Annotated in this window: 16 protein-coding genes and 1 tRNA gene; 4 read left to right on the top strand and 13 right to left on the bottom strand. The window is 63.8% G+C overall.

From position 1 onward, the window contains the following. Positions 1-229: 229 nt before the first annotated feature. The 5 genes from C1878_RS11485 to C1878_RS11465 form a co-directional block, all read right to left on the bottom strand. Entirely contained in the window at positions 230-1,495 is a 1,266-nt protein-coding gene (locus tag C1878_RS11485) for a PLP-dependent aminotransferase family protein (protein WP_114601766.1), read from the bottom strand. Next, positions 1,492-1,911 (bottom strand): hypothetical protein, encoded by a 420-nt coding sequence (locus tag C1878_RS11480; protein WP_114601765.1) that lies wholly within the window; start codon positions 1,909-1,911, stop codon positions 1,492-1,494. The genes C1878_RS11485 and C1878_RS11480 overlap by 4 nt, the downstream gene beginning before the upstream one ends. After that, positions 1,912-2,658: a hypothetical protein gene (locus C1878_RS11475; RefSeq protein ID WP_147272937.1), complete on the bottom strand. Its 747-nt coding sequence runs from the start codon at positions 2,656-2,658 to the stop codon at positions 1,912-1,914. Between the two features lie 538 nt (positions 2,659-3,196). Further along, positions 3,197-4,486 carry a serine--tRNA ligase gene (serS, locus tag C1878_RS11470; RefSeq protein WP_114601763.1) on the bottom strand — a complete coding sequence of 430 codons (1,290 nt, stop codon included), beginning with the start codon at positions 4,484-4,486 and terminating at the stop codon, positions 3,197-3,199. A 238-nt stretch (positions 4,487-4,724) separates the two neighbouring features. Beyond that, a complete protein-coding gene (locus tag C1878_RS11465) occupies positions 4,725-7,481 on the bottom strand; it encodes an ATP-binding protein (protein ID WP_114601762.1) in 2,757 nt (918 codons plus the stop codon). A 169-nt stretch (positions 7,482-7,650) separates the two neighbouring features. Between C1878_RS11465 and C1878_RS11460 the strand changes: the two genes are divergently transcribed. Both C1878_RS11460 and C1878_RS11455 read left to right on the top strand, forming a co-directional pair. After that, on the top strand, positions 7,651-7,848 hold the full coding sequence (locus C1878_RS11460; protein WP_114601761.1) for a DUF6724 family protein: 198 nt from the start codon (positions 7,651-7,653) through the stop codon (positions 7,846-7,848). A gap of 135 nt (positions 7,849-7,983) precedes the next feature. After that, positions 7,984-8,859 carry a PfkB family carbohydrate kinase gene (locus tag C1878_RS11455; RefSeq protein WP_114601760.1) on the top strand — a complete coding sequence of 292 codons (876 nt, stop codon included), beginning with the start codon at positions 7,984-7,986 and terminating at the stop codon, positions 8,857-8,859. A 65-nt stretch (positions 8,860-8,924) separates the two neighbouring features. Here C1878_RS11455 and C1878_RS11450 read toward each other — a convergent pair whose 3' ends face one another. Both C1878_RS11450 and C1878_RS11445 read right to left on the bottom strand, forming a co-directional pair. After that, complete coding sequence (locus tag C1878_RS11450; RefSeq protein ID WP_114601759.1) at positions 8,925-9,431, bottom strand: GNAT family N-acetyltransferase; 507 nt, start codon at positions 9,429-9,431, stop codon at positions 8,925-8,927. Positions 9,432-9,485: 54 nt separating this feature from the next. Continuing rightward, positions 9,486-11,639 (bottom strand): serine/threonine-protein kinase, encoded by a 2,154-nt coding sequence (locus C1878_RS11445; RefSeq protein WP_241963716.1) that lies wholly within the window; start codon positions 11,637-11,639, stop codon positions 9,486-9,488. 669 nt (positions 11,640-12,308) lie between these two features. Between C1878_RS11445 and C1878_RS11435 the strand changes: the two genes are divergently transcribed. Next, positions 12,309-12,539 (top strand): LuxR C-terminal-related transcriptional regulator, encoded by a 231-nt coding sequence (locus C1878_RS11435; protein WP_369833782.1) that lies wholly within the window; start codon positions 12,309-12,311, stop codon positions 12,537-12,539. Positions 12,540-12,647: 108 nt separating this feature from the next. Here C1878_RS11435 and C1878_RS11430 read toward each other — a convergent pair whose 3' ends face one another. After that, positions 12,648-13,925 (bottom strand): prealbumin-like fold domain-containing protein, encoded by a 1,278-nt coding sequence (locus C1878_RS11430; RefSeq protein ID WP_114601758.1) that lies wholly within the window; start codon positions 13,923-13,925, stop codon positions 12,648-12,650. Between the two features lie 318 nt (positions 13,926-14,243). Here C1878_RS11430 and C1878_RS11425 point away from each other — a divergent pair, with 318 nt between their 5' ends. After that, positions 14,244-14,639, top strand: a complete 396-nt coding sequence (locus tag C1878_RS11425) for a pyridoxamine 5'-phosphate oxidase family protein (RefSeq protein ID WP_114601757.1) — start codon at positions 14,244-14,246, stop codon at positions 14,637-14,639. Positions 14,640-14,748: 109 nt separating this feature from the next. Here C1878_RS11425 and C1878_RS11420 read toward each other — a convergent pair whose 3' ends face one another. From C1878_RS11420 to C1878_RS11400, 5 genes are all read right to left on the bottom strand, one after another. Further along, positions 14,749-16,275 carry an HD domain-containing phosphohydrolase gene (locus C1878_RS11420; protein ID WP_114601756.1) on the bottom strand — a complete coding sequence of 509 codons (1,527 nt, stop codon included), beginning with the start codon at positions 16,273-16,275 and terminating at the stop codon, positions 14,749-14,751. A gap of 52 nt (positions 16,276-16,327) precedes the next feature. Next, positions 16,328-16,675, bottom strand: coding sequence for an Hpt domain-containing protein (locus tag C1878_RS11415; RefSeq protein ID WP_158539797.1), 348 nt, complete (start codon positions 16,673-16,675; stop codon positions 16,328-16,330). A gap of 236 nt (positions 16,676-16,911) precedes the next feature. Then, positions 16,912-16,998: transfer RNA gene (locus C1878_RS11410), tRNA-Leu, on the bottom strand. A gap of 114 nt (positions 16,999-17,112) precedes the next feature. After that, the gene (locus C1878_RS11405; RefSeq protein ID WP_147272936.1) at positions 17,113-18,168 is read right to left on the bottom strand and encodes an anti-sigma factor; all 1,056 of its coding nucleotides are present in this window, start codon (positions 18,166-18,168) and stop codon (positions 17,113-17,115) included. Next, positions 18,101-18,739 (bottom strand): RNA polymerase sigma factor, encoded by a 639-nt coding sequence (locus tag C1878_RS11400; protein WP_241963715.1) that lies wholly within the window; start codon positions 18,737-18,739, stop codon positions 18,101-18,103. Before C1878_RS11400 ends, C1878_RS11405 begins: the two co-directional genes overlap by 68 nt. Between the last annotated feature and the right edge of the window lie 267 nt (positions 18,740-19,006).

Here is a 19,006-nt window from a genome sequence, read left to right as displayed (position 1 = left end):
CGGCGGCGCGTCATGCTGTCGCCGCGCGGGATCCTTCGTCCCCGCTTCGCGGGGCCTCCCTGCGCTCGCTCCGCGTGCTCGGGAGTTCGACAGTCCACTGGACTGTCGAATGCTCCGCTCGCTCAGGATGACAAATTCCGCTTTCCTGCCACCTGTTCAAACCGGCACTTCGACTCGCTTCGCTCGCTCAGGATGGCGGCCGTCGTCCGCCCTTTACGAACCAGCGCCCTTATTCTGCCTTGATAGCCCCGGCTTCGATGAACGCGCGGTACAGTTCCAGACGGTCGTTGATGACCGCCGCCAGGCGCTTGACGGCCTCGGTGAGGTTCTCGGGGCTCTCGAAGCAGAACGCGATGCGCATGCTGTTCTTGCCGTCGGACCCTCCGGGATAGAAGCCGTCGCCCGGCGTGTACGTCACGCCGTTTTCCAGCGCCACGGACAGCATGGAGCCGGTGTCCACGTACGGCGGCAGCGTAACCCATACGAAGAACCCGCCCTCGGGATGCGTCCACGTGGCCTCGGCCGGGAAGTACTCGTCCAGCGCGGCCAGCATGGCGTCGCGGCGCGTGCGGTAGGTTTTCACGAACTTCTGCAGCGTCTTCTGCCACGGCGTGTCGGTGAAGTAATGCTCCACCACCACCTGGTTGAACGCGCTGCCGCACAGATCGGTGCCCTGCTTCACCAGGTTTATCTTCGACAGCACGCTCTTCGGCGCCACGATCCAGCCGGTACGCAGGCCCGGGGCGAACACCTTCGACACCGTTCCCAGGTACACCACGTCGTCCGACAGCGCTTTCAGCGGGAGCACGTGGCCGCCGTCGTAGCGCAGGCGACCGTACGGGTCGTCCTCCACCACCATGAATCCGTACTCGTCGGCCAGTTCCAGCAGGCGCTTGCGGCGGGCGGGCGCCATGGTCACGCCACCGGGGTTCTGGAAGTTCGGAATGGTGTAGAGGAACTTCAGCCGCGGGTTGTCCTTGCCGATGCGCTCGAGCTCTTCCTCGAGCAGGTCCATGCGCATGCCCTCGTCGTCGAACGGGATGCAGCGGATGTCGGGCTCGTAGGCGCTGAACGCCTGCAACGCCCCCAGGTACGTGGGACCCTCGGCCAAGATGATATCGCCGGGGTTGATGAACGTTTTGGCTATGAGGTCGAGCGCCTCTTGGGCGCCCGTGGTTATCATGACGTTCTCGGGCTTGGCGCGCACGCCGATGTCGCGCATGAGCTCGCAGAACACCTGTTTCGTTTCCACGCGCCCGTCGGTGGAGCCGTACTGCAGCGCCACGGCGCGCTCGTCGTCGCACGCGGCGCGGGTGGCCGCGCGGATGGCGGACTGCGGAAGCAGCGACACGTCGGGCATGCCGCCTGACAGCGAGATGATGTTGGGATTTGACGCAGCGGCGAACAGGTCGCGCACGGCCGAAGACCGCATCTTCACGACGCGTTCGGCGATCTTGTCGCCCGTCAGGTCAAATGTCAGGTGAGCCGAAGTCATGGCGAACAGGTTACCACCGCATCGTTCAGAAAGCGCGCGGCGTCGCGAAAAGCCCGCAAAGCTACCAAATCGTCGGTGAAGCTCACTTCTATGTGCGCTCGCCCCGCCGATTCGTCCGTCCACCTGGTGACGCCCACGTAGGCGACGTCGGGTTGGGAACCGGCCGGCGCGGCCCGCGTTTGCAGGTCGATGACGAGATGCTCCAGCACATGGGGAAGCGACGTCGCGTCCATGACGGCGCCGAAGGTGTCGCCCACCCCGTTCACGCAGGCGTGGTTCGGCAGGTCGGGAAACGCCGCGCGCACGTGCGCGGCGAGGGCCGGGGACGTGGTGCGCGGCGCGTGGGCCGCCAGCGCCACGTCGCATCCGATGCGGCCGTCGCCCACCACGATGCGCTCGATGGACAGGGCGTCCATTTAGGCTCCGAGGTCGCTGACGTCGAAAAGCTCGCCGGGCGAGGACGTGCCCGAACCTGCGCCGTCGGAGGGTTCGGAATCGGCGGCATCGGGCGTGTCGCCGGAATCGGCGGGCTCGTCAGCCGCGCCAGAACCTCCGGCGCTGCCTTGGGAGCCTTCCGGCTCCTCGGTTTTCGGCGCCTCTTCGCTTGCACTTTCGTCGGCGGCCGCGCCATCGTCGCCCATCGCGGCGGCATCCTCCGCAGCGCTGCCTGCAGCAAGTTCGGGGGCGTTGCGCGGCTGGGCTTCGGCATCGTGCGAGACGCGCATGAGCACGGTCGTTCCGTCGCCCGCCTTAGGCTGCACGGGCTCCTGGCCCTGCACGGAGCGCACGAAACCGTCCCACATCCAGGCTATGTCCTCGAACAGGGTGGAGGCGGTCGAGTAGGACTCGCCCTCGGTGATGACCAGCTGGGACCGATCGGCGGAGAAGCGGTAGCGCCCCTTGCCCGCCATGTTCCCGAACGTGAACTCGATGGTCTTCGCCGTGGGGTCGATGGTGTACGAGTAGGCAACGTCGTCGGTCAGCTTGATGGACTCGCCGTTAACCACGACCACCCTCGTCGTGTCGGCGACCTGCCATTCCCCTTGCAGCTCGCGCGCGTCGTCGTAACGCAGCCAGCGGTCCCACGAGAACGCAGCCACCGCCACGAGCGCCACGGCGACGACAGCCAGCACGGCGTACAGAATCCAGCGACGCTTGGCCACCTTGTGCCTACGCGGTTTTTCGACGCGCGACGCACCCTCGTCCGAGTCCTCAAGAGCTTCGGAGGGTTCGGGGGTCGCAGTCGCCCGCTTCCCGATGCCCCTGCCCTTCCTCGCAGCCTTCTTCGACTCCGAGGAGGCAGCCGGCGTCGCGGCGGCGGAAGGCACGGCGGGCGGGATGGCGACCTTTCGCGCAGAGGCAACTGAAGGTTTCGCCTTCGCGACGGCCGGCTTTTCAATGGGAGCGGGCTTCTCCTTCGCTCCGTCCGACCTTTCGGAGGCGGTTGCCGGCTTCGCCTGCACGACACCCGAATCATCGGAGGCTGAAGATTTCGGCTTCGCCTCGACCTGCCCCTTGGCAGCAGAGGGCTTCGCCTTAGCCCGCCCATTAACAGAGGGCTTCGCTTTCGCGCCTCCCGCTTCGGCGGCAGGGCGCGAGGTCACCGGCCCCGTGGAACCGGTGACTTTCTTCGCATTCTTTACCGACTTACGTTTTGTCGCCACGCGTGCCCTTAAGACCCGATCGAGTTGCCCGAAGCGCTTATTCCGGCGCGATGACTTCGACGCCGCCCATGTAGGGCACCAGCACGTCGGGTACGCGCACGGTGCCGTCGGCCTGCTGGTAGTTCTCGATGACGGCGGCCATCGTGCGACCCACCGCCAGACCGGAGCCGTTCAGCGTGTGCACGTAGCGCGAGCCTTTGAAATTGCCGGGGTCGCGGTACTTGATGTTCGCGCGGCGCGCCTGGAAATCCGTGCAGTTCGAGCACGACGAGATCTCCTTGTAGTTGTCGTAGGACGGCAACCACACCTCCAGGTCGTAGGTCTTGGCGGCGGAGAAGCCGATGTCGCCCGTGCACAGGCTGATCACGCGGTACGGCAGGCCCAGCAGCTGCAGGATGTTCTCGGCGTCGGCCACCATGGCCTCAAGATCGTCGTAGCTTTCCTCCGGCTTGGCGTACTTCACCATCTCCACCTTGTCGAACTGGTGCACGCGGATGAGGCCGCGCGTGTCGCGCCCGGCGCTGCCGGCCTCCTCGCGGAAGCAGGGCGTGAACGCGCAGTACTTCAGCGGCAGCTGGTCGGCGTCCAGCACCTCGCCGGCATGGATGTTCGTGAGCTGCACTTCCGCCGTGGGGATGAGGTACAGGCCCTCCGTGGTGTGGAACAGGTCTTCCTCGAACTTCGGCAGCTGGCCGGTGCCGGTGAGCGTTTCGGCGTTGGCCATGGCGGGGCACCACCACTCCTTGTAGCCGCGTGCGGTGTGCGTGTCGGCCATGAAGTTGATGAGCGCGCGCTCCAGGCGAGCGCCCAGGCCGCCCAGCAGGATGAAGCGGCTGGCGGCCAGCTTCACGGCACGCTCGAAGTCGATGATGCCCAGCTCGGGCCCCAAATCCCAGTGAGGCTTCATCTCGATGCCCTCGGCGGCGAAGTCGCGGGGCGTGCCCCAGCGGCGCACTTCGGGGTTGTCGTCCTCGTCGTCGCCCACGGGCGTGGAGTCGGCCGGCATGTTCGGCGTGCCCAGCAAGAGCTCGCGCAGGGCCGCGTCGGCCGCTTCGCGCTCGGCGCCGATGGCGGAGATCTCGTCGTTGATGGCGCGCACACGCTCCTTGGCGGCCTCGGCCTCGTCCTTCTGGCCGGCGGCCATCATGGCGCCGATGGATTTCGACGCGGCGTTGCGCTCGGCCTGCAGCGCCTCCTCCTTCGCGATGGCGGCGCGACGCGTCTCGTCGAGTTCGGAGAAACGCGCGGCGTCCCACGAAGCGTGGCGGTTCTTCATCGCCTCGGCGACGGCTTCCTGGTTATCGCGGACGAATTTGATGTCTAGCATGGGACGCGCTCCTTCTTGCTCGAAATACGTTGGCACCCAGTATAGCGCACGCGCGCGGAGCCTTATGGTTCCTCCATGTCGTCGGCACGTTCTCTATCCCACCCCATAATCGAGCCCTGCAATCGCGCACTATCGGCCCGAAAACACGGAATTTGGCGCCAAAGCGTGTTTTCGGGCCGACAGTGCGCGGCGGAGCGGCGGCTTCGGGCGAATCGCCCGGCCGGTGCCCGGCCGCATGCTAGCCGCGACGCTTGCGCAGGTGCAGGGCGATAGCCTCCATCACGCGATGCATGTCGATGGGCTTGGAGAGATGGGCGTCCATGCCGCTTTCCAGCGAGGCACGCACGTCTTCCGCGAACGCGTTGGCGGACATGGCGATGATGGGCACGTTGCCGACGTCGGCCCGATCGAGCGCGCGGATGCAGCGCGTGGCCTCGTACCCGTTCATCACCGGCATCTGCACGTCCATGAGGACCACGTCGTAGTAACCCTCTTCGGACTCGTCGAACATGCGGCACGCCACCTCGCCGTTTTCGGCCCACTCCACCACCAGGCCGGACTCGCCCAGAAGCTCGCGGGCAATCTCGGCGTTCAGATCGTTGTCCTCGACCAGCAGCACGCGGGTGCCCGGCGGGCAGGTCGCCGAAGGCAGAGGAGCCGTCGCGGGCCCCGCAGCGTCAGCCGCTTCGGGATCGGAGTCCGGGGAAACCGGGCCGGGAACGCGGGACTTCGTGTTGTACAGGCCGTCGTAGGCCACATCGAGCGCGCTCGACGACGGAAGCTCCCGCGGACGTCCCGAAACGTCGAACTCATCGTCCCAAGCGGTTCCCGCATGCTCGGCCTCCTCCAAGGCATGGCGCTCGGGTTCGAACGCAACGCGCAGGCTCACGGCCACGGTGAACGTGGTTCCCTGGTCGACGGCCGTGCGCACATGGATGTCGCCGCCCATCATGGTGACGATGTTCTTCACGATGGGCATGCCCAAGCCCGTGCCCTGCGAAGTCGAACGGCTCTCCATGGCGAACGGTTCGAAGAGGTGCTCCTGGAACTCCTCCGTCATGCCGATGCCGTCATCGGCCACCACGAACGCCACGCAGCGGTACGCCACGATCGAGTCGGAGCCCACCGTGGCCTCCAGGCGCACGTGCCCTTTCTCGGGCGTGTACTTCACGGAGTTCGTCAGCAGGTTGATGAGCATCTGGCGCAGGCGCACGGCGTCGCCCACGAACACCTCGTCGTCGGCCGGCATCACCACCTCGAGCGTTTGCCGCCTCTGCTCGCACTGGGGCCTGATGACGGCAGCCACGCGGTCCATCAGCACCGACAGGCGGAACGGCTCGCTCGCGAGCACCATCTTCCCGCTCTCGATCTTCGAGATGTCCAGCACGTCGTTGATGAGGTTGAGCAGGTGGTCCGACGCGGCGCCTATCTTGCCCAGGCTTTCGGCCGTCCTCTCCGATTCGTCGGCGTGGAGCTTTGCGATCTGCAACATGCCTATGATGGCGTTCATGGGCGTTCGTATCTCGTGGCTCATGCGGGACAGGAACTCGGACTTCGCCTGGTTGGCGGCTTCGGCGGCCGTCATGGCGTCCTTCATGGACAGCTGCAGCTCCTTTTCGACGGTGACGTCGCGGAACACCACCATGATGCGCCGCTTGTCCTCGTAGTCGAGGGGGCTGGCGGAATACGCTATCCAGCGGACCTTGCCCGTTTGCACGTGCACGAACGAGAACTCGCCCTGCTGCAAGCCGTCCACCGCGTCGTCGCGCAGACGGTCGAGCAGGCTGCTCCCCTCGTCCGAAAGCTCCAACTGGTCGGCGATGCGGCGGTCCGCCATGATCTCGGGCATGGTGAAGCCCAGGATGTGCACGGCCTTCGCCACGATGGGCGTAACGACGCCGTCGGAGGGGCAGTACAGGTTAACCGCCATGTCCAAGCTGTCGGACAGGGCCTTGTACAGGCGCGACTTCATGGCCACGTTGCGCTCGAGCATGCGCTTGCGGTACGCGGAAAACATGAGCGCGATGACCGCGGCGAAGCACAGCACGACCAGAGCGAACACCACTTTGAACGCCGTGAGCACGATGGACGCCTCGGCGCGCACGTTCTCCACGGGAATGACGTTGCACACGTACCAGCCGCCCTTCGCCACCGGCGAGACGCACACGTAGCTGTCCTTGCCGTCAACGAGCCCGACGGCGAGGCCGGTCTCGCCTGCCGCCACGGTGCCGGCCAGAGCCGACAGGCTTTCCGTGTCGTTGTCGAGCGACCTGGCAACCGAGTCGGCCAAGCTGCTCTCGCCTGCGACCGGTTCGTAATCCGCCGCCTGGTCGAGGAACGAGTACACGGTCATGCCCTCGCGGATCGGCGTTTTCGTTTCTTCGGAGGGCGGCACCAGTATCTCCCCCGTCGATTTCTGAAACAGTATGAAGTAACCGCGCCCGTCGAACATGTCCAGTTTTTGAGGCATGGAGAACATGCTCAAGGGGATTTGCACGTACAGCGCGCCCACCTGCCGACCATCGAGGTAGAGGGGCCGTTGGGCCATGCGCACGCCACGGCCGTCCTCTAGCGTGAACGTGGGAGAATACGACTCCTTGCCCTGCGAAAGCGCCGTTTCAGGCTGCACCACCTCATCGACGGAGAAGGGCTCGCCGTCTGACAAGTAGCCTTTGCCGTCCATGCCGGCGAACGCAACCTCTACGAAGTTGAACCTGTCGCGCAGGCTCTTGAGAGCCGGAACGACAGCGGCGGGATCGGCGGATTGCACCTCGAAGGCCCCGATGGTGTTCTGGATAACGTAGATGCGATCCGACACGTTGCCGGCGGTCTGCTGCGTGAACGTGACCACCTGCTGCTCGGCACCCTGCTTGAGCTTGTGGTCGATGTAGCCCATGAGCCCGAACGAAGCTCCCAGGACGACCACCGCGGCAAGGGCGGCAACGATGTAGACGGCGAATCGCCCATGGCGTTTCGCTCGGATTCCAGCGCACATGCGCCCACAACCTTTGCATTATTCGTATCGATACGTTCACGTATATAAAGGATTCTCGCCATGGAGGTCTCCCGTATTTGCACGGGCATAGTATACTCTACCCATATGACGAAATCGGGTGAGCGCTGCCTGCGGGCGGGCTTTGCATAGATAGGACGAAGAGGCTGCCATGGACTTCGGTGAAGTGTATCATTTCCTGTTCGAGACGTTCGCGGGCATCGGCTGCTTGGTCGGCATCGGCCTGGTCATAAGCATAATCGCCTGCATTATCATGGAACGCCGCACGCGCAAGCGCTTCGCAAATCGCGAGGCGGGCGAAGACGACTGGTCGTTCTTCGACGACGATGACGAGAGCGAAGAGAAGTAGGCCGTTATCGTTTCTCATTTAAAGAGGAAGCACCGCGGGCGCCCACGGCGCCCGCTTTCAACTCGGTAACGATTTGCGTCCCACGGATTCCGACCCCTATCGTTACCATATAAACCCTTCGAGAAAGAGCGCACCATGAGCGAAAAAACCTTGTATCATCGCGAAGGCGACTACATCCCTCGCGTGGCCGCCGTGCACGATCTGTGCGGTTACGGCAAGTGCTCGCTGGGCGTGGCCATCCCCGTGCTTTCGGCCGCCGGATGCGACGTGTGCCCCGTGCCCACCGGATTGTTCTCGTCGCACACGGCGTTTCCCGGCTGGTACATGCATGACACCACCGACATGCTGGCCGACTACTTGGCGGCATGGAAGAACATCGGCGTGGAGATCGACGCGGTGTACTCGGGCTTTTTGGGCGCGCCCGAGCAGGTCGACCGCATCCGCGACCTGTACGCCATGTACCCCGCCGCGTTACGCGTGGTGGACCCGGTCATGGCCGACCACGGCAAGGTGTACCCCACGTACACGCCCCAGCTGTGCGACGCCATGGCCGAGCTGGCCTGCGGAGCCGACATCCTCACGCCGAACCTGACCGAAGCCGCCATCATCTTGGGCGAGCCCATCGGCGACGAATGGGGCGGCACCGACATCTCCGACGAGGAGGCGCACCGCCTGGTGGACGCCTTGGTGGCGAAAGGCGCGAAGCACGTGGTGCTCAAGGGCATCCAGCGCGAGGGGGAGACGTGCATCCGCAACTTCGTGGGCGGCGTGGACGCGGAGACGGTGGAGGTGCACAACGAGTACCTGCCCTACATGCTGCACGGAACGGGCGACCTGTACGCGTCGTGCCTGCTGGCCGCTGTCATGGCGGGACGCTCGCTGGAGGAAGCCGTGCGCTTCGCCGGCGACTTCGTTCACGACGCCATGATCGTAAGCGCCAAACAGCCTGAATTCCGCGACCGTGGCGTGAGCTTCGAGCCACTGCTGGGCAAGGTGTGCGAGCTGCTTTAGGGCGCGAGCGACTCGCCTTGTTTTTGCCAACCCGCGAAACGCGGGGGTCTTCATTTTGCGGAGGCTTAGGCTTCTATCTCGAAGCCGAATTCGCGCAAGGCGAGGGTGTCGTCGATTCGCTCGACCCGAATACCGCCCGCTTGGGAGAAGCCGTTCTTGCGATACAGGCTGATCGCGGGCTCGTTGGCGTCCACGACGAAAAGGCGCAGATAGCTGGCACCGCGTTCGCGGGCTATGGTCTGCGCTTTCCGCAGCGCGGCGCTGCCGACGCCCCTTCTCGTGAACCGCACGCTCACGCCCAAACGGTCGAGGTAGCATGCCTTGGCTTGGTCGTCGCTCCACGTAACGGAACCCTCGCCCGCATGCGAATCGCTGACGGCGAAAGCGGCGGCTGTCTCGCCGTCCTCCGTCAAAACGTAGAGGCGGGCGTTCTCGATGTCGTCTTGAAAGAACTCGCAGGGGTACACGTCGTCCCATATGCGGATGCCGTCGGCGTCCATACGCTCGATTATCGCTCGATACATGCTTTTGATCTGCGGCAAGTCGTCTTCCGTAGCCAACCTGCACTCCATGGCGCCGCTCCTTCGCACGAGTCCGGCACGATGAGCCGGTTCTTTCCGCAACCGCTAGTTTTCGTACAGCTCTTCATCCGGCCATTCGCCCCACTCTTCATCGGACGGCGGCGAAAGGTAGCTGGCCGCAACGAGGAAGGCCACAGCCGCGACCGTGGACACGACGGCGGGCACCGAGGGCATCCAGGAGTGCTGTCCCGAAGCGAACCAAGCGGCGGCGCACATGCCGGCCGCAAGGGCGGCCCCGGCAAGGGCCACGCCCAAAACCTCAAGCACGCGGGACGGCCGGCGACGGCAAACGGCGAGCGCACCGGCGGCGACCAACCAGCTTGCAGCCACGCACCAAGTGGCGGGCTGCAAAAGCAGCGCACCGAGGTTCGCCTGCACGTCGGTGCCGGCGAACTCCCAATAGGCGAACGCGTCCCAGCCAAGCAGGTTGCCGGCACCGAACGACGCCAGAATCGCCGCCACGAGCAGAGAGAACGCCGTCGTGCCGAGCGCGCGCAGCGGCGGCAGGAAGAGCCCGGCCGCGGCGGGCGCCAGCTGGTTGCCGCCCACGGCCCCGGCGAGAGGCACGGCAAGGGCCGCGTTCGCCGCCGCGTTGCCAGCACGACCCGCGAAGTACCACCACACCGCCGTCGCCGCCAACAGCACGCAGCCGATGGCGGGCGCGTTCTGCGCGATGAGCGCGGCGGCCAGCGCGAAGTACGCCAGCAGCGCGCCCAGGTGCGGTTTGAGCGCGCCTGCCAGCGCGATGAGGGCCAGCAGTCCCCAGAACAGCAGCACGGCCGGACCGGCCAGGCCCAGGATGCCGTTCAAACCGCCGATCTGCGGCAGGTTCGCCAACGCGACGAAGGTCACCGCCCCGCTTCCGGCCGCCCCCACGACATGGGCGGCGACGGTCGCCTGGCGCGAGGTGAGGCGCTCGCGCAACGGCACGCGGGGGGCGCGGGGGGCGCGTTCGGCCTCGGCCTCTTCCGTGCCGTCGCCTTCACCCTGCGCATCACCCACGATAACGGCCAGCTCGCGATGGCCTTGCTTCGGCTCGCCCAGGAACCGCTCCATTTCCTCGGCGAAATCGGTGACGCTGTCGTAGCGCTGCTCGCGATCGGGGTCGAGCGCGTAGAACACCACGTCGTCGGCCGCCGGGTCGAGGTCGTCCCAACACAGCGACGGCAGCACCAACTCCGCGTCCTCGATGGCGGATTCCGCACGGCTGAGATCGGACGCGATGAACGGGTTCTCCCCCGCCAGCATCTCGTAGGCGACGGAGGCAAGCGCCCACTCGTCGCAGCGCGCATCCAGGTTCTCGCCGCGCATCTGCTCGAGCGGCATGTACCCGATGGTGCCGCCGCCCGCCGCGCCGAAGCCGCCGGCGTCGGCCAACGTGGCCAAACCGAAGTCCGTAACCTTCACCTGCCCCTGGCGGTTGATGAGCACGTTGTCGGGCTTGATGTCCAGGTGAAGCACTTGGTTCTCGTGGGCCACTTCCAGCGCGTGGGCGATCGAGCCGAACACCGCCGCCACCATATCGAGCGTGAGGTAGCTGGCGTAGTCGCGCAGAAGCTCGGTGAGGGTTATGCCCTCGATGTACTCCATGATAAGGTAGGCCGTGCGCCCCTGAACCTCGAAGTCGTACACCGTGACGATGTTCGGGTCGGTGAGCATGGCGGCTGTGCGCGCCTCGTCCAGCCCGGGAATGCGCGAAAGCGAGCGCACCGGCGGAAACTCGTCGGCCGGATCACGATAGGCCGGGGCGGCGGCGAGGTCGTCGCGCTTGCCGGCCGCAGCACGGCGCGCCTCGGCCTGGTCCCTTTTGCGAAAGGGGCTTTCGAAGTCGGGCGGCGGAGTGGCTGGCATATCTTCCCAAGGGGGTATGTTGGACTCGTTCCACGGAAGCGCGTCGTTGCCGGAGGGGTCCTCCCATGGCGGCGCGTCGTCCCAGTCCACTTCGTCGAAGCTCGGCATGGCGGCCGTGTCCGCCTGCTCGGAATAGCCGTAATCGCCCGTATCCGAAACAGGTCGTTGCACGGCGTTGGCTCCGGGCAGCGCCGCGCGCGCCGCGTCGCCTTCGTCGAGCTCGATGCATTTGATGGCCACCTTGCGCTGGATGCGCGTGTCCCATGCCACCCGCACCGTGCCGAAGCCGCCCGAACGCGACTCCCCGATGGGTCGGTAGCGATCCAATATGAGCCGGTTGCGTGCCATGCGCCTTCTCTGCAGTCGTTGAGGTTCGTTTCAGAAAGCGGCAGGCGGGGTTTCGAGCCTGCGACGATCATGATAGCGCATTTCGCCCCCGCCTTCAGCGCACAACGCCCAGCGAACGCCTCCGCTCCCCGGTATCAAGTCGTTGCAAGCATACGCCCGATCGGCGATGCTCGGCGCCAAGCCGTTCGGCGGTCGTGCTGAAGCCGGTTCGGCGATGCGACCCCGACCTGGCCCCGAGAGGCCCTGCTCCAAGGGCCAACTGGGTTCACTTGGCACTCCATAAAGCGGAACGCGGCCTCGAGAATCGGCTCCGTGCAAAACGAACACCGTTTCCTGAACAAAAATCACGGTAGGGTACGCCAAAGCTCTGGCACTTGGACTAGGCAGCAACGTTTTCCCTGGTCACGCTGTTTGGCAATCAGGCCCACGGATGCGAGGGGCCTTCAGAAAGCGCTCTTGTTCCTCCGAGCTGGGCTTAGAGCCGCGGAATCCGTACACTACCGTCATTTCTGCTCGAAAAGCGACCTCCCGTTTGCATTCAGAAAAGGATCCGACAGCGAAGGAGCGGCTTCGCGCGGCAGAACCGGACGACTCGGCGATGCGAGGAGCCGGAGAACGCAGGTCGGTGCCGGCGAGGCGCTTTTGCGCGACCGCGCCGAAGCGCCCATTGTGGACCGTCTTTCGAAACGCTGCCAGCAATTGAGCGAGCTGTACGGGCTGTCGGGACGCGAGACCGAGGTCATGGAGCTCATCGCCCGAGGCCACTCGGGACCCGCCATCGCCGAGATGCTGTTCATATCCGAGAACACCATGCGCACGCACAACAAGCGCATCTACGCCAAGCTGGGTATCCACAAGAAACAGGAACTGCTGGTTCTGATCGACCAGATGGAGGCATAGGCGCGCAGGAGCAGTGGGCCATAAAAGACCCTTTGATCGTCCTCGATGCGAATGCATCGAAAGGGGGGCTCATCGATGAGCCCCCCTGTTCAAGAAAAACTATCACGTCTACATTAGCACAATGACTTCTTGCTCTGCAAAGTCGCTGGGAAGCATGGCGGGAAGTGTCTGCTGGGCCTTGACTATGTCATATCGCATAAGTCGGACCGTCAAAGGAACACGCATCATCCAATCGCCGCCCGCACTCACTGTGGTCTCCAGGGATCTCTCCCCATTCGGCCAAACGACCACCAGACTCGCGCCAGGCTGGCCTTTTCCGTAAACCGCATTGTCACCTTGGTAGATCACGTCGATCCACGGAGGAGGCGTTTTCGCCACAGGCCGCGGCGTGTTCGCAACCGAGAACTGTCCCATGGGCGCCCCGTCGATTATCGCGCCGTTCGAGTCGACCTCCACGGCATGGATCGTCGGATCGTCCAAATATCCTGCGGGGGCCTGGCTCTCGACCAGGCTGTAGCTTCCAAAGGGCACGTCGGAGAAGGTTACGACGCCCTCCCCGTTCGACACGGCCGTAAGGGTGAGGCCGCCATCGGAAAGCGCGAACTCGGCACCGGCAAGCGGAAGGCCGGTGCTTGAATCCGTCTTTGGGAACGAAATCGTCTGCGTGGTGGGACCTGGCGCGGGAATGGTGTAGATCGCCGCGGCCTTGAGGTCCTTTTGGTCGTCGATCGCCTTGATGGAGTGGGTTGCGTGCAGCGACGATGGATCGGCGTGCGCCTCGCCCACCCCCGGCATACCGGCGACCGCGACCGGCGCCGCGAGAGCCGCCACCAGCATGAGCACCATCACGTCGCCCAACTTGACCTTGCGACGGTGCGCGGCCACGGCGATGGCGCCTGCGGCGACCAGCACCCCTGCGGCGACCAAGGCTCCGGGCAACCCGTCGCCCGTGTTCGCCAGCGCTGAGGCGTTTTTGGGCGTCGAAGGCCCGGCTGTTCCCTTGTCGCCGCCCCCGTTGCCCAAGGGCAAAACAGCCTCGAAGTCGATGGCAAGCGTCTCCCCCGGCCCGAGCAACGCGGCGGTAGCCTCGGGGGGAACGATGGTGAACGACGGATCGTTCGGCAGATCGACGGTCAGCTTCACGTCCTGCACGGGAAAGCCGTTGGTGTTCTCGACCACCGCGCGGCCCTTGATGGTATCGCCGGCAGCGTACTCGGTTTTCTCGGTGTCGATGGTGAGCTTTACGCCGTCCTGGGTTTCCTGTGCGGCGAAAGCCGTTTTCGGCATTGCCGCCAAGACAAAGGCGAACGCAAGCGCCACGGCAACAAACAAAAGCGTGCGTGCAGGGCGCGCCTCCAGCGGCTGACGCGTTGTTTTCTGTAGCATTTGAAAACCTCCTGATCTTGGAAGCCCTTCCAGGCAGCTCCCTCGATCTGTGCATGGGAACGTACAGACTAGGTATATCAAAGAATGATTTGACGTTCGTAACGGCCCGTTAACGCTCAGGTGTCGCATTGCCAACAGAATGAAGCACGTTTCCAGGGACCGAGGATGTTTTGGCCAATGGAATCGACTATCAATCAGGTACTATATTCAACTGAAGCACCCGTCGGAACCGATTGCAGCGCTTGACCTTCGAGCCGCGCGAGACGGAGCGACGCCTGTTGACACGTTGAGCGATCCGCGCGAAAGGAGATATTCATTATGGACGAGGTTTTGCTCTATCTGAAGTCCTGCGGGATGTTCTACCTTGCGACGAGCGAGGACGGTCAGCCCCACGTCCGTCCGTTCGGCGCCGTGTGCGGGTTCGAGGGAAAACTTTACTTCGTGACCAGCAACGAAAAAGACGTGTACCGGCAACTGAAGAAGAACGGCAAAGTCGAAATCTGCGCAATGCACAAGGGAACGTGGATGCGCGTGTGCGGCGAGGTCGAAGAAGACGCTCGGCGCGAGGCGAGGATCGCCATGATGAACGACAACGCCGTGGCCCTCGGCGACGTGTACTCGGAAGACGACGGTCTCATGACGGTGTTCCGGTTCCGGTACGGCACCGCGACTTTCTATTCGTTCTCGGAGGATCCGAAGGTGTTGCAGCTCTGATCCGCTCGGACGGTCAGCCCTCTTCCTCAGCCAGCGCGCCCCTCGGCCAGCGCACAGACCAAAACGTGCAGAAACCAGCGGCATCAGTCGGTCGATGCTGCGGAATCCGTCATGATTCCGTCGCTCTCACCGCCACGCGGCCGACAACTCCGAGCCTTCTCGGTTGTTCCCCGTCCTCGACCCAAACGACCAAGCACGTCACTTCGCACGTTCGACGTATTCCGTCCGCCAACGTCAATTCCACGCAGGCGTTCGTCAAAGGGTCTCCGGGTGAGGTGCCCGCTATGCGCTGCTGCAATATGGCGAGCGCCTGGGGGGACTCCTCGCCCATCAGCGATGCCGCGCTGTCCGCGATGATCTTCGGGTAGCCGAAGCGCTCCCGATCCTTCCCCGAAAACGCGACCGTGTCGCTTTCGGAGTCGTAATCGAACAGCAAGCCGTCGGAAAACGACGCGGCGAACGTGAACTTGGCCCGTTCACGTTCGAGCAGAAGGACCGTCCTGCCCGACAGGCCCGGCTCGCTGCGTTCGAGGACCTCGCGAGAAAGCTTGCCCGCATCGAAAAGAACCTTCGACGGGTCGCTCCGAATGGCGATGAGGTCTTTCAGGCTGTCGGCTTCGCCGAGGAAGCATTGCATAAGATCGGGGTTGAACGCGCCGCATTCGCCGTTCTTGATCATGGAAACGGCCGTTTCGTGCGAGTACGCCTCCTTGTACACGCGCTCGCTCACGAGGGCGTCGTACACGTCGGCGAGCGAGACCGCCTGCGCCGCGATGGGGATCTCCGTTCCTTTGAGGCCGTCGGGGTATCCGCCGCCGTCCCAGCGTTCGTGGTGCCAGCGGCATATCTGGCGCGCGTACTTCACGAGCTCTTCGTCCTTGCCGAAGCGAAGACCGTCGAGCATTTCGTCGCCCACGGCCGCGTGGGTCTTCATGATCTCGAATTCCTCGGGCGTGAGCCGTCCCGGCTTGTTGAGTATCTCGTCGGGCACGGCGATTTTGCCAATGTCGTGCAGGGCCGCCGCATTCGATATGAGGGCGATCTTCGAAGCCGTGAGCCCGTATTCGGGAAAGCGTCGCTTGATCGCCTCGAGCAGAAGCTCTGCGATGATGCGGATGCGCGTGACGTGCAAACCCGATTCGCCGTTGCGGAATTCCACGATGGTGCTCAGGATGTCCACCATGAGCGTGCTCGTTTTCTCGCGCTCCATCACCTGCTCGGCTATCACGTCCTTGAGCTTGTTCTGCTTTGCGTACAGCGCGATGGTGTTGCGCACGCGCTGCAGCACGACTTCGGGATCGAACGGGCGGCTGATGTAGTCGCTCACTCCGAGTTCGAACCCTTTGCGGATGTACGCCGGCGACGTTTCGGCGGAGATTATCATAACCGGAAGGTCGTTGTTCCATCGGCTGCGATGCAGGTAGGCGAGAACCTCGAACCCGTCCATGTTCGGCATGACGATGTCGAGCAGGAGCAGCGAGATCGTCCCCTCCCGGTCGCGCAGCAGCTCCACCGCCTCGCGGCCGTCGCATGCTTCGATGACATCGTAGTCGTCCGAGAGGATATCGGAGAGCATCGTGCGGTTGAGCTTCGTATCGTCTGCGACGAGGATGGTCTGTCGCGCGGCTACGCCCATAACTGCGCGCCTTCGATCAATGCCGTCGACCCCTCTACTCGATAAATCCCCCTCATACCAGCTCGTTCCATCGAGATAGAAGCAGGTCGTGCTCGTTGCGAAGCCGTGCGTAAAGCGAGGCGGCCTCGGTCTCGTCGACCGGCTCGGAGCGAAGGCACTCCACCAGGGCGATAGACGCCTTGGCAAGAGGCTCGATCATGAGGTTCACGCACATGCCCTTGATCGTATGGGCCGCCTTGAAGGCTGCGGAATACTCCTGTTCCGCCATCGCCCGATCAAGTTCGCGAAACGACGGATCTTCCATCATCTGCGTGAAATACAGCTTGATGCGATCTTCCCTCCGCAACAACGCGAGCACGTCGTCGTATTCGACCCCCATCGCATCGTATAATTCGCACATGCCCATATGCTATGCCTCCAGCCTTGTTCACACGCATCCCCACCTGCGCATATCTTATTGTAGCTGTTTTTGTCCCCTTTCAAAAGACGGACTCGTTTAGAAACACCCGAACAAACCTCTTTTCGAAGGGTCGAGAGCCGGACTCGAAAATCGTCGAGCCGGAGCCCGCAAATCCCGAACCGGATGAAACAACAGAAAACCCCAAGCCGGGGCTCGGGGTTTTAAAGATAAACAAGTGGTGCGGGTGAAAGGACTTGAACCTTCATGGGGTTGCCCCCATACGGACCTGAACCGTACGCGTCTGCCAATTCCGCCACACCCGCACTTGCTTTTCGATCCCCGACCTCGGCCGGAGACAAGGAAAAATGATACAGGACTTGCGTTCCCGATGCAAGAAAGATTTTAGACGCGAATAAAAAACGAGCGACGGAGCATCGCTACGACACCTCGGTTATCTCGAAGAGAGGCGCTGTAAGGCGGGGGTCGTCGTCGGGACGGCCTTGCTCGCGGTTGGCGGCCATGCGGTCCGCGAACACCTGCTCGAAGTTCTCGACGGGCGCTATGCGGTAGCGGCGGGTAAGCGTGGTGCCGTCGGTGAACGTTGCGGTGGCCGAGAGTGTGGCCTGGCCGATCTTCTGGGCGGCCTCGCAGGAGGCGTTGAAGTAAAATTCATCAAAAATGGCAACTCGCGCTTCAAAGTCCGAAGGGAGCTCCGCATATGCGGCTTCGACAAGATCGTTCTTCTGGCGATCCAGTTCTCTGAGCTCTTCGTTCAAAGCCTCTTGCTCGGTAGGATCGTCGGCAGCCCTCATTTTCCGCATAACGTCGTCCATGCGATTGTACAGGTCGCGCAATGCGGGGTCCATCAAGTCGACTTTGACCAGACGGTAGAGGTCTTCCGGCTGTTGATCGTCGTAATCGAGGGTGAACTCCTGCGCTGGCATATAAGTGTCGGGCATCAACGAACCGTCACCCGCGTCTTTCATCGAGATAAGCTCGAACGCCACATCCTCGCCGTCAATGGCATAGGTAACGGACTCGATTCCCTCGCCCACGCACGCGAGATTCAGCTGATAGGAAAGCGCGCTCGGGGGTGCCGCACCCTCTTGGCCGAACGGTACGATGCCCTCGTCCGTGGTGGCAATGCTCACCGTCTGGCCGCCCTCGTCCGCGTCCGCGTAGAGCGCGAGGCCGAACTGGTCGGCGAACGAGAGTTTTGGAGCATCCGCCTCCGATCCGCCCTGGTCCGTGCCCACGCCGGGCACCAACGCGGGCACGGCGATGACGGCACCCGCCACCAAAACCGCGGCCAGCGAGCCCGCCACGATCTTCGCCGCCAACGGCACGCGGCGGCGCTTTTTAACCTGAAACGCCTGCGGCTCGGGCGCGCTCTGGTCGCGCAACGCGTCGAGGCGCGCCATCACATCATCCTGCACATGAGCGGGCGGCTCCGCTTGGTCCATCATCGCTTTGTACTGGTTTACATAGGTCATGGTCGACACCTCCCAAAGATGCTCTCAGCTGGACGCGCGCCCGTTGCAGGCGCGTGCGCACCGTGGACGGCTCAAGGTCGAGCAAGTCCGCGATCTCTTTTCCTGAATAGCCTTCGTAATAATAAAGGTGGATAACGGCGCGCCCGTTTTCGGGCAGAGCCTCCACTGCCTCCCAAAGAGCGCGCACTTCGTCAGGCGCAAGCGGGCCCGTATCGGACGGCTCGAAGGGAATGCTGTCGAGAGGCACCGCCGGGCGGCGGCTGCGCAAGCGGGCCACGTCATGACACCGGTTGACGGCCACCCGCAGCAGCCAGGCCTTCAGATGCTCGTCGCTTGAAAACGCCGCCGTGCTTTGGGCGAGCCTCACGAACACGTCCTGATAGACGTCCTCGGCGTCCTCCTTCGAACCCGTCTGCGCAAGAGACAGCCGCCAGACCGACCCACCCCAAGCGTTCATGGCCTGCCGGATGAAGACGTCCGATCTCAGCAGGCTCTTGCCCGGGCGTCCATCAGCGCGTGCGCCCGGTTGCGTCTCTGGGCGCTTGTCGGCGCTTCGTTCTTTTCGTCTCACGTTCTCACCTCCTGCCCCTAACACGCTGCGGGGCAGGAGGATGTCTCGGCGAATGTCAGAAACTTGAAGAGCGGCATCGCTTGCCGGTGGCAGAGATCCTTCGGCTGCGCTCACTGCGTTCGCTTCGCTCAGGATGACAGGGGGGGTGTTTCTATAGTTTTGTCAACTCATCTTTTCACGCTTTCCTAGAGAAGCAGGGCATGCTGACGCGAGCCCTGCGATAGGGCCTATTGAGACGGAGCGCGCCGGCCAACTCTCAGGACGGGG

It is taken from the genome of Gordonibacter sp. 28C, from assembly GCF_003339845.1.
Lineage (GTDB): Bacteria > Actinomycetota > Coriobacteriia > Coriobacteriales > Eggerthellaceae > Gordonibacter.
Note: the sequence above shows the minus strand (reverse complement) of the source record. Positions and strands in the feature narration are given on the sequence as shown.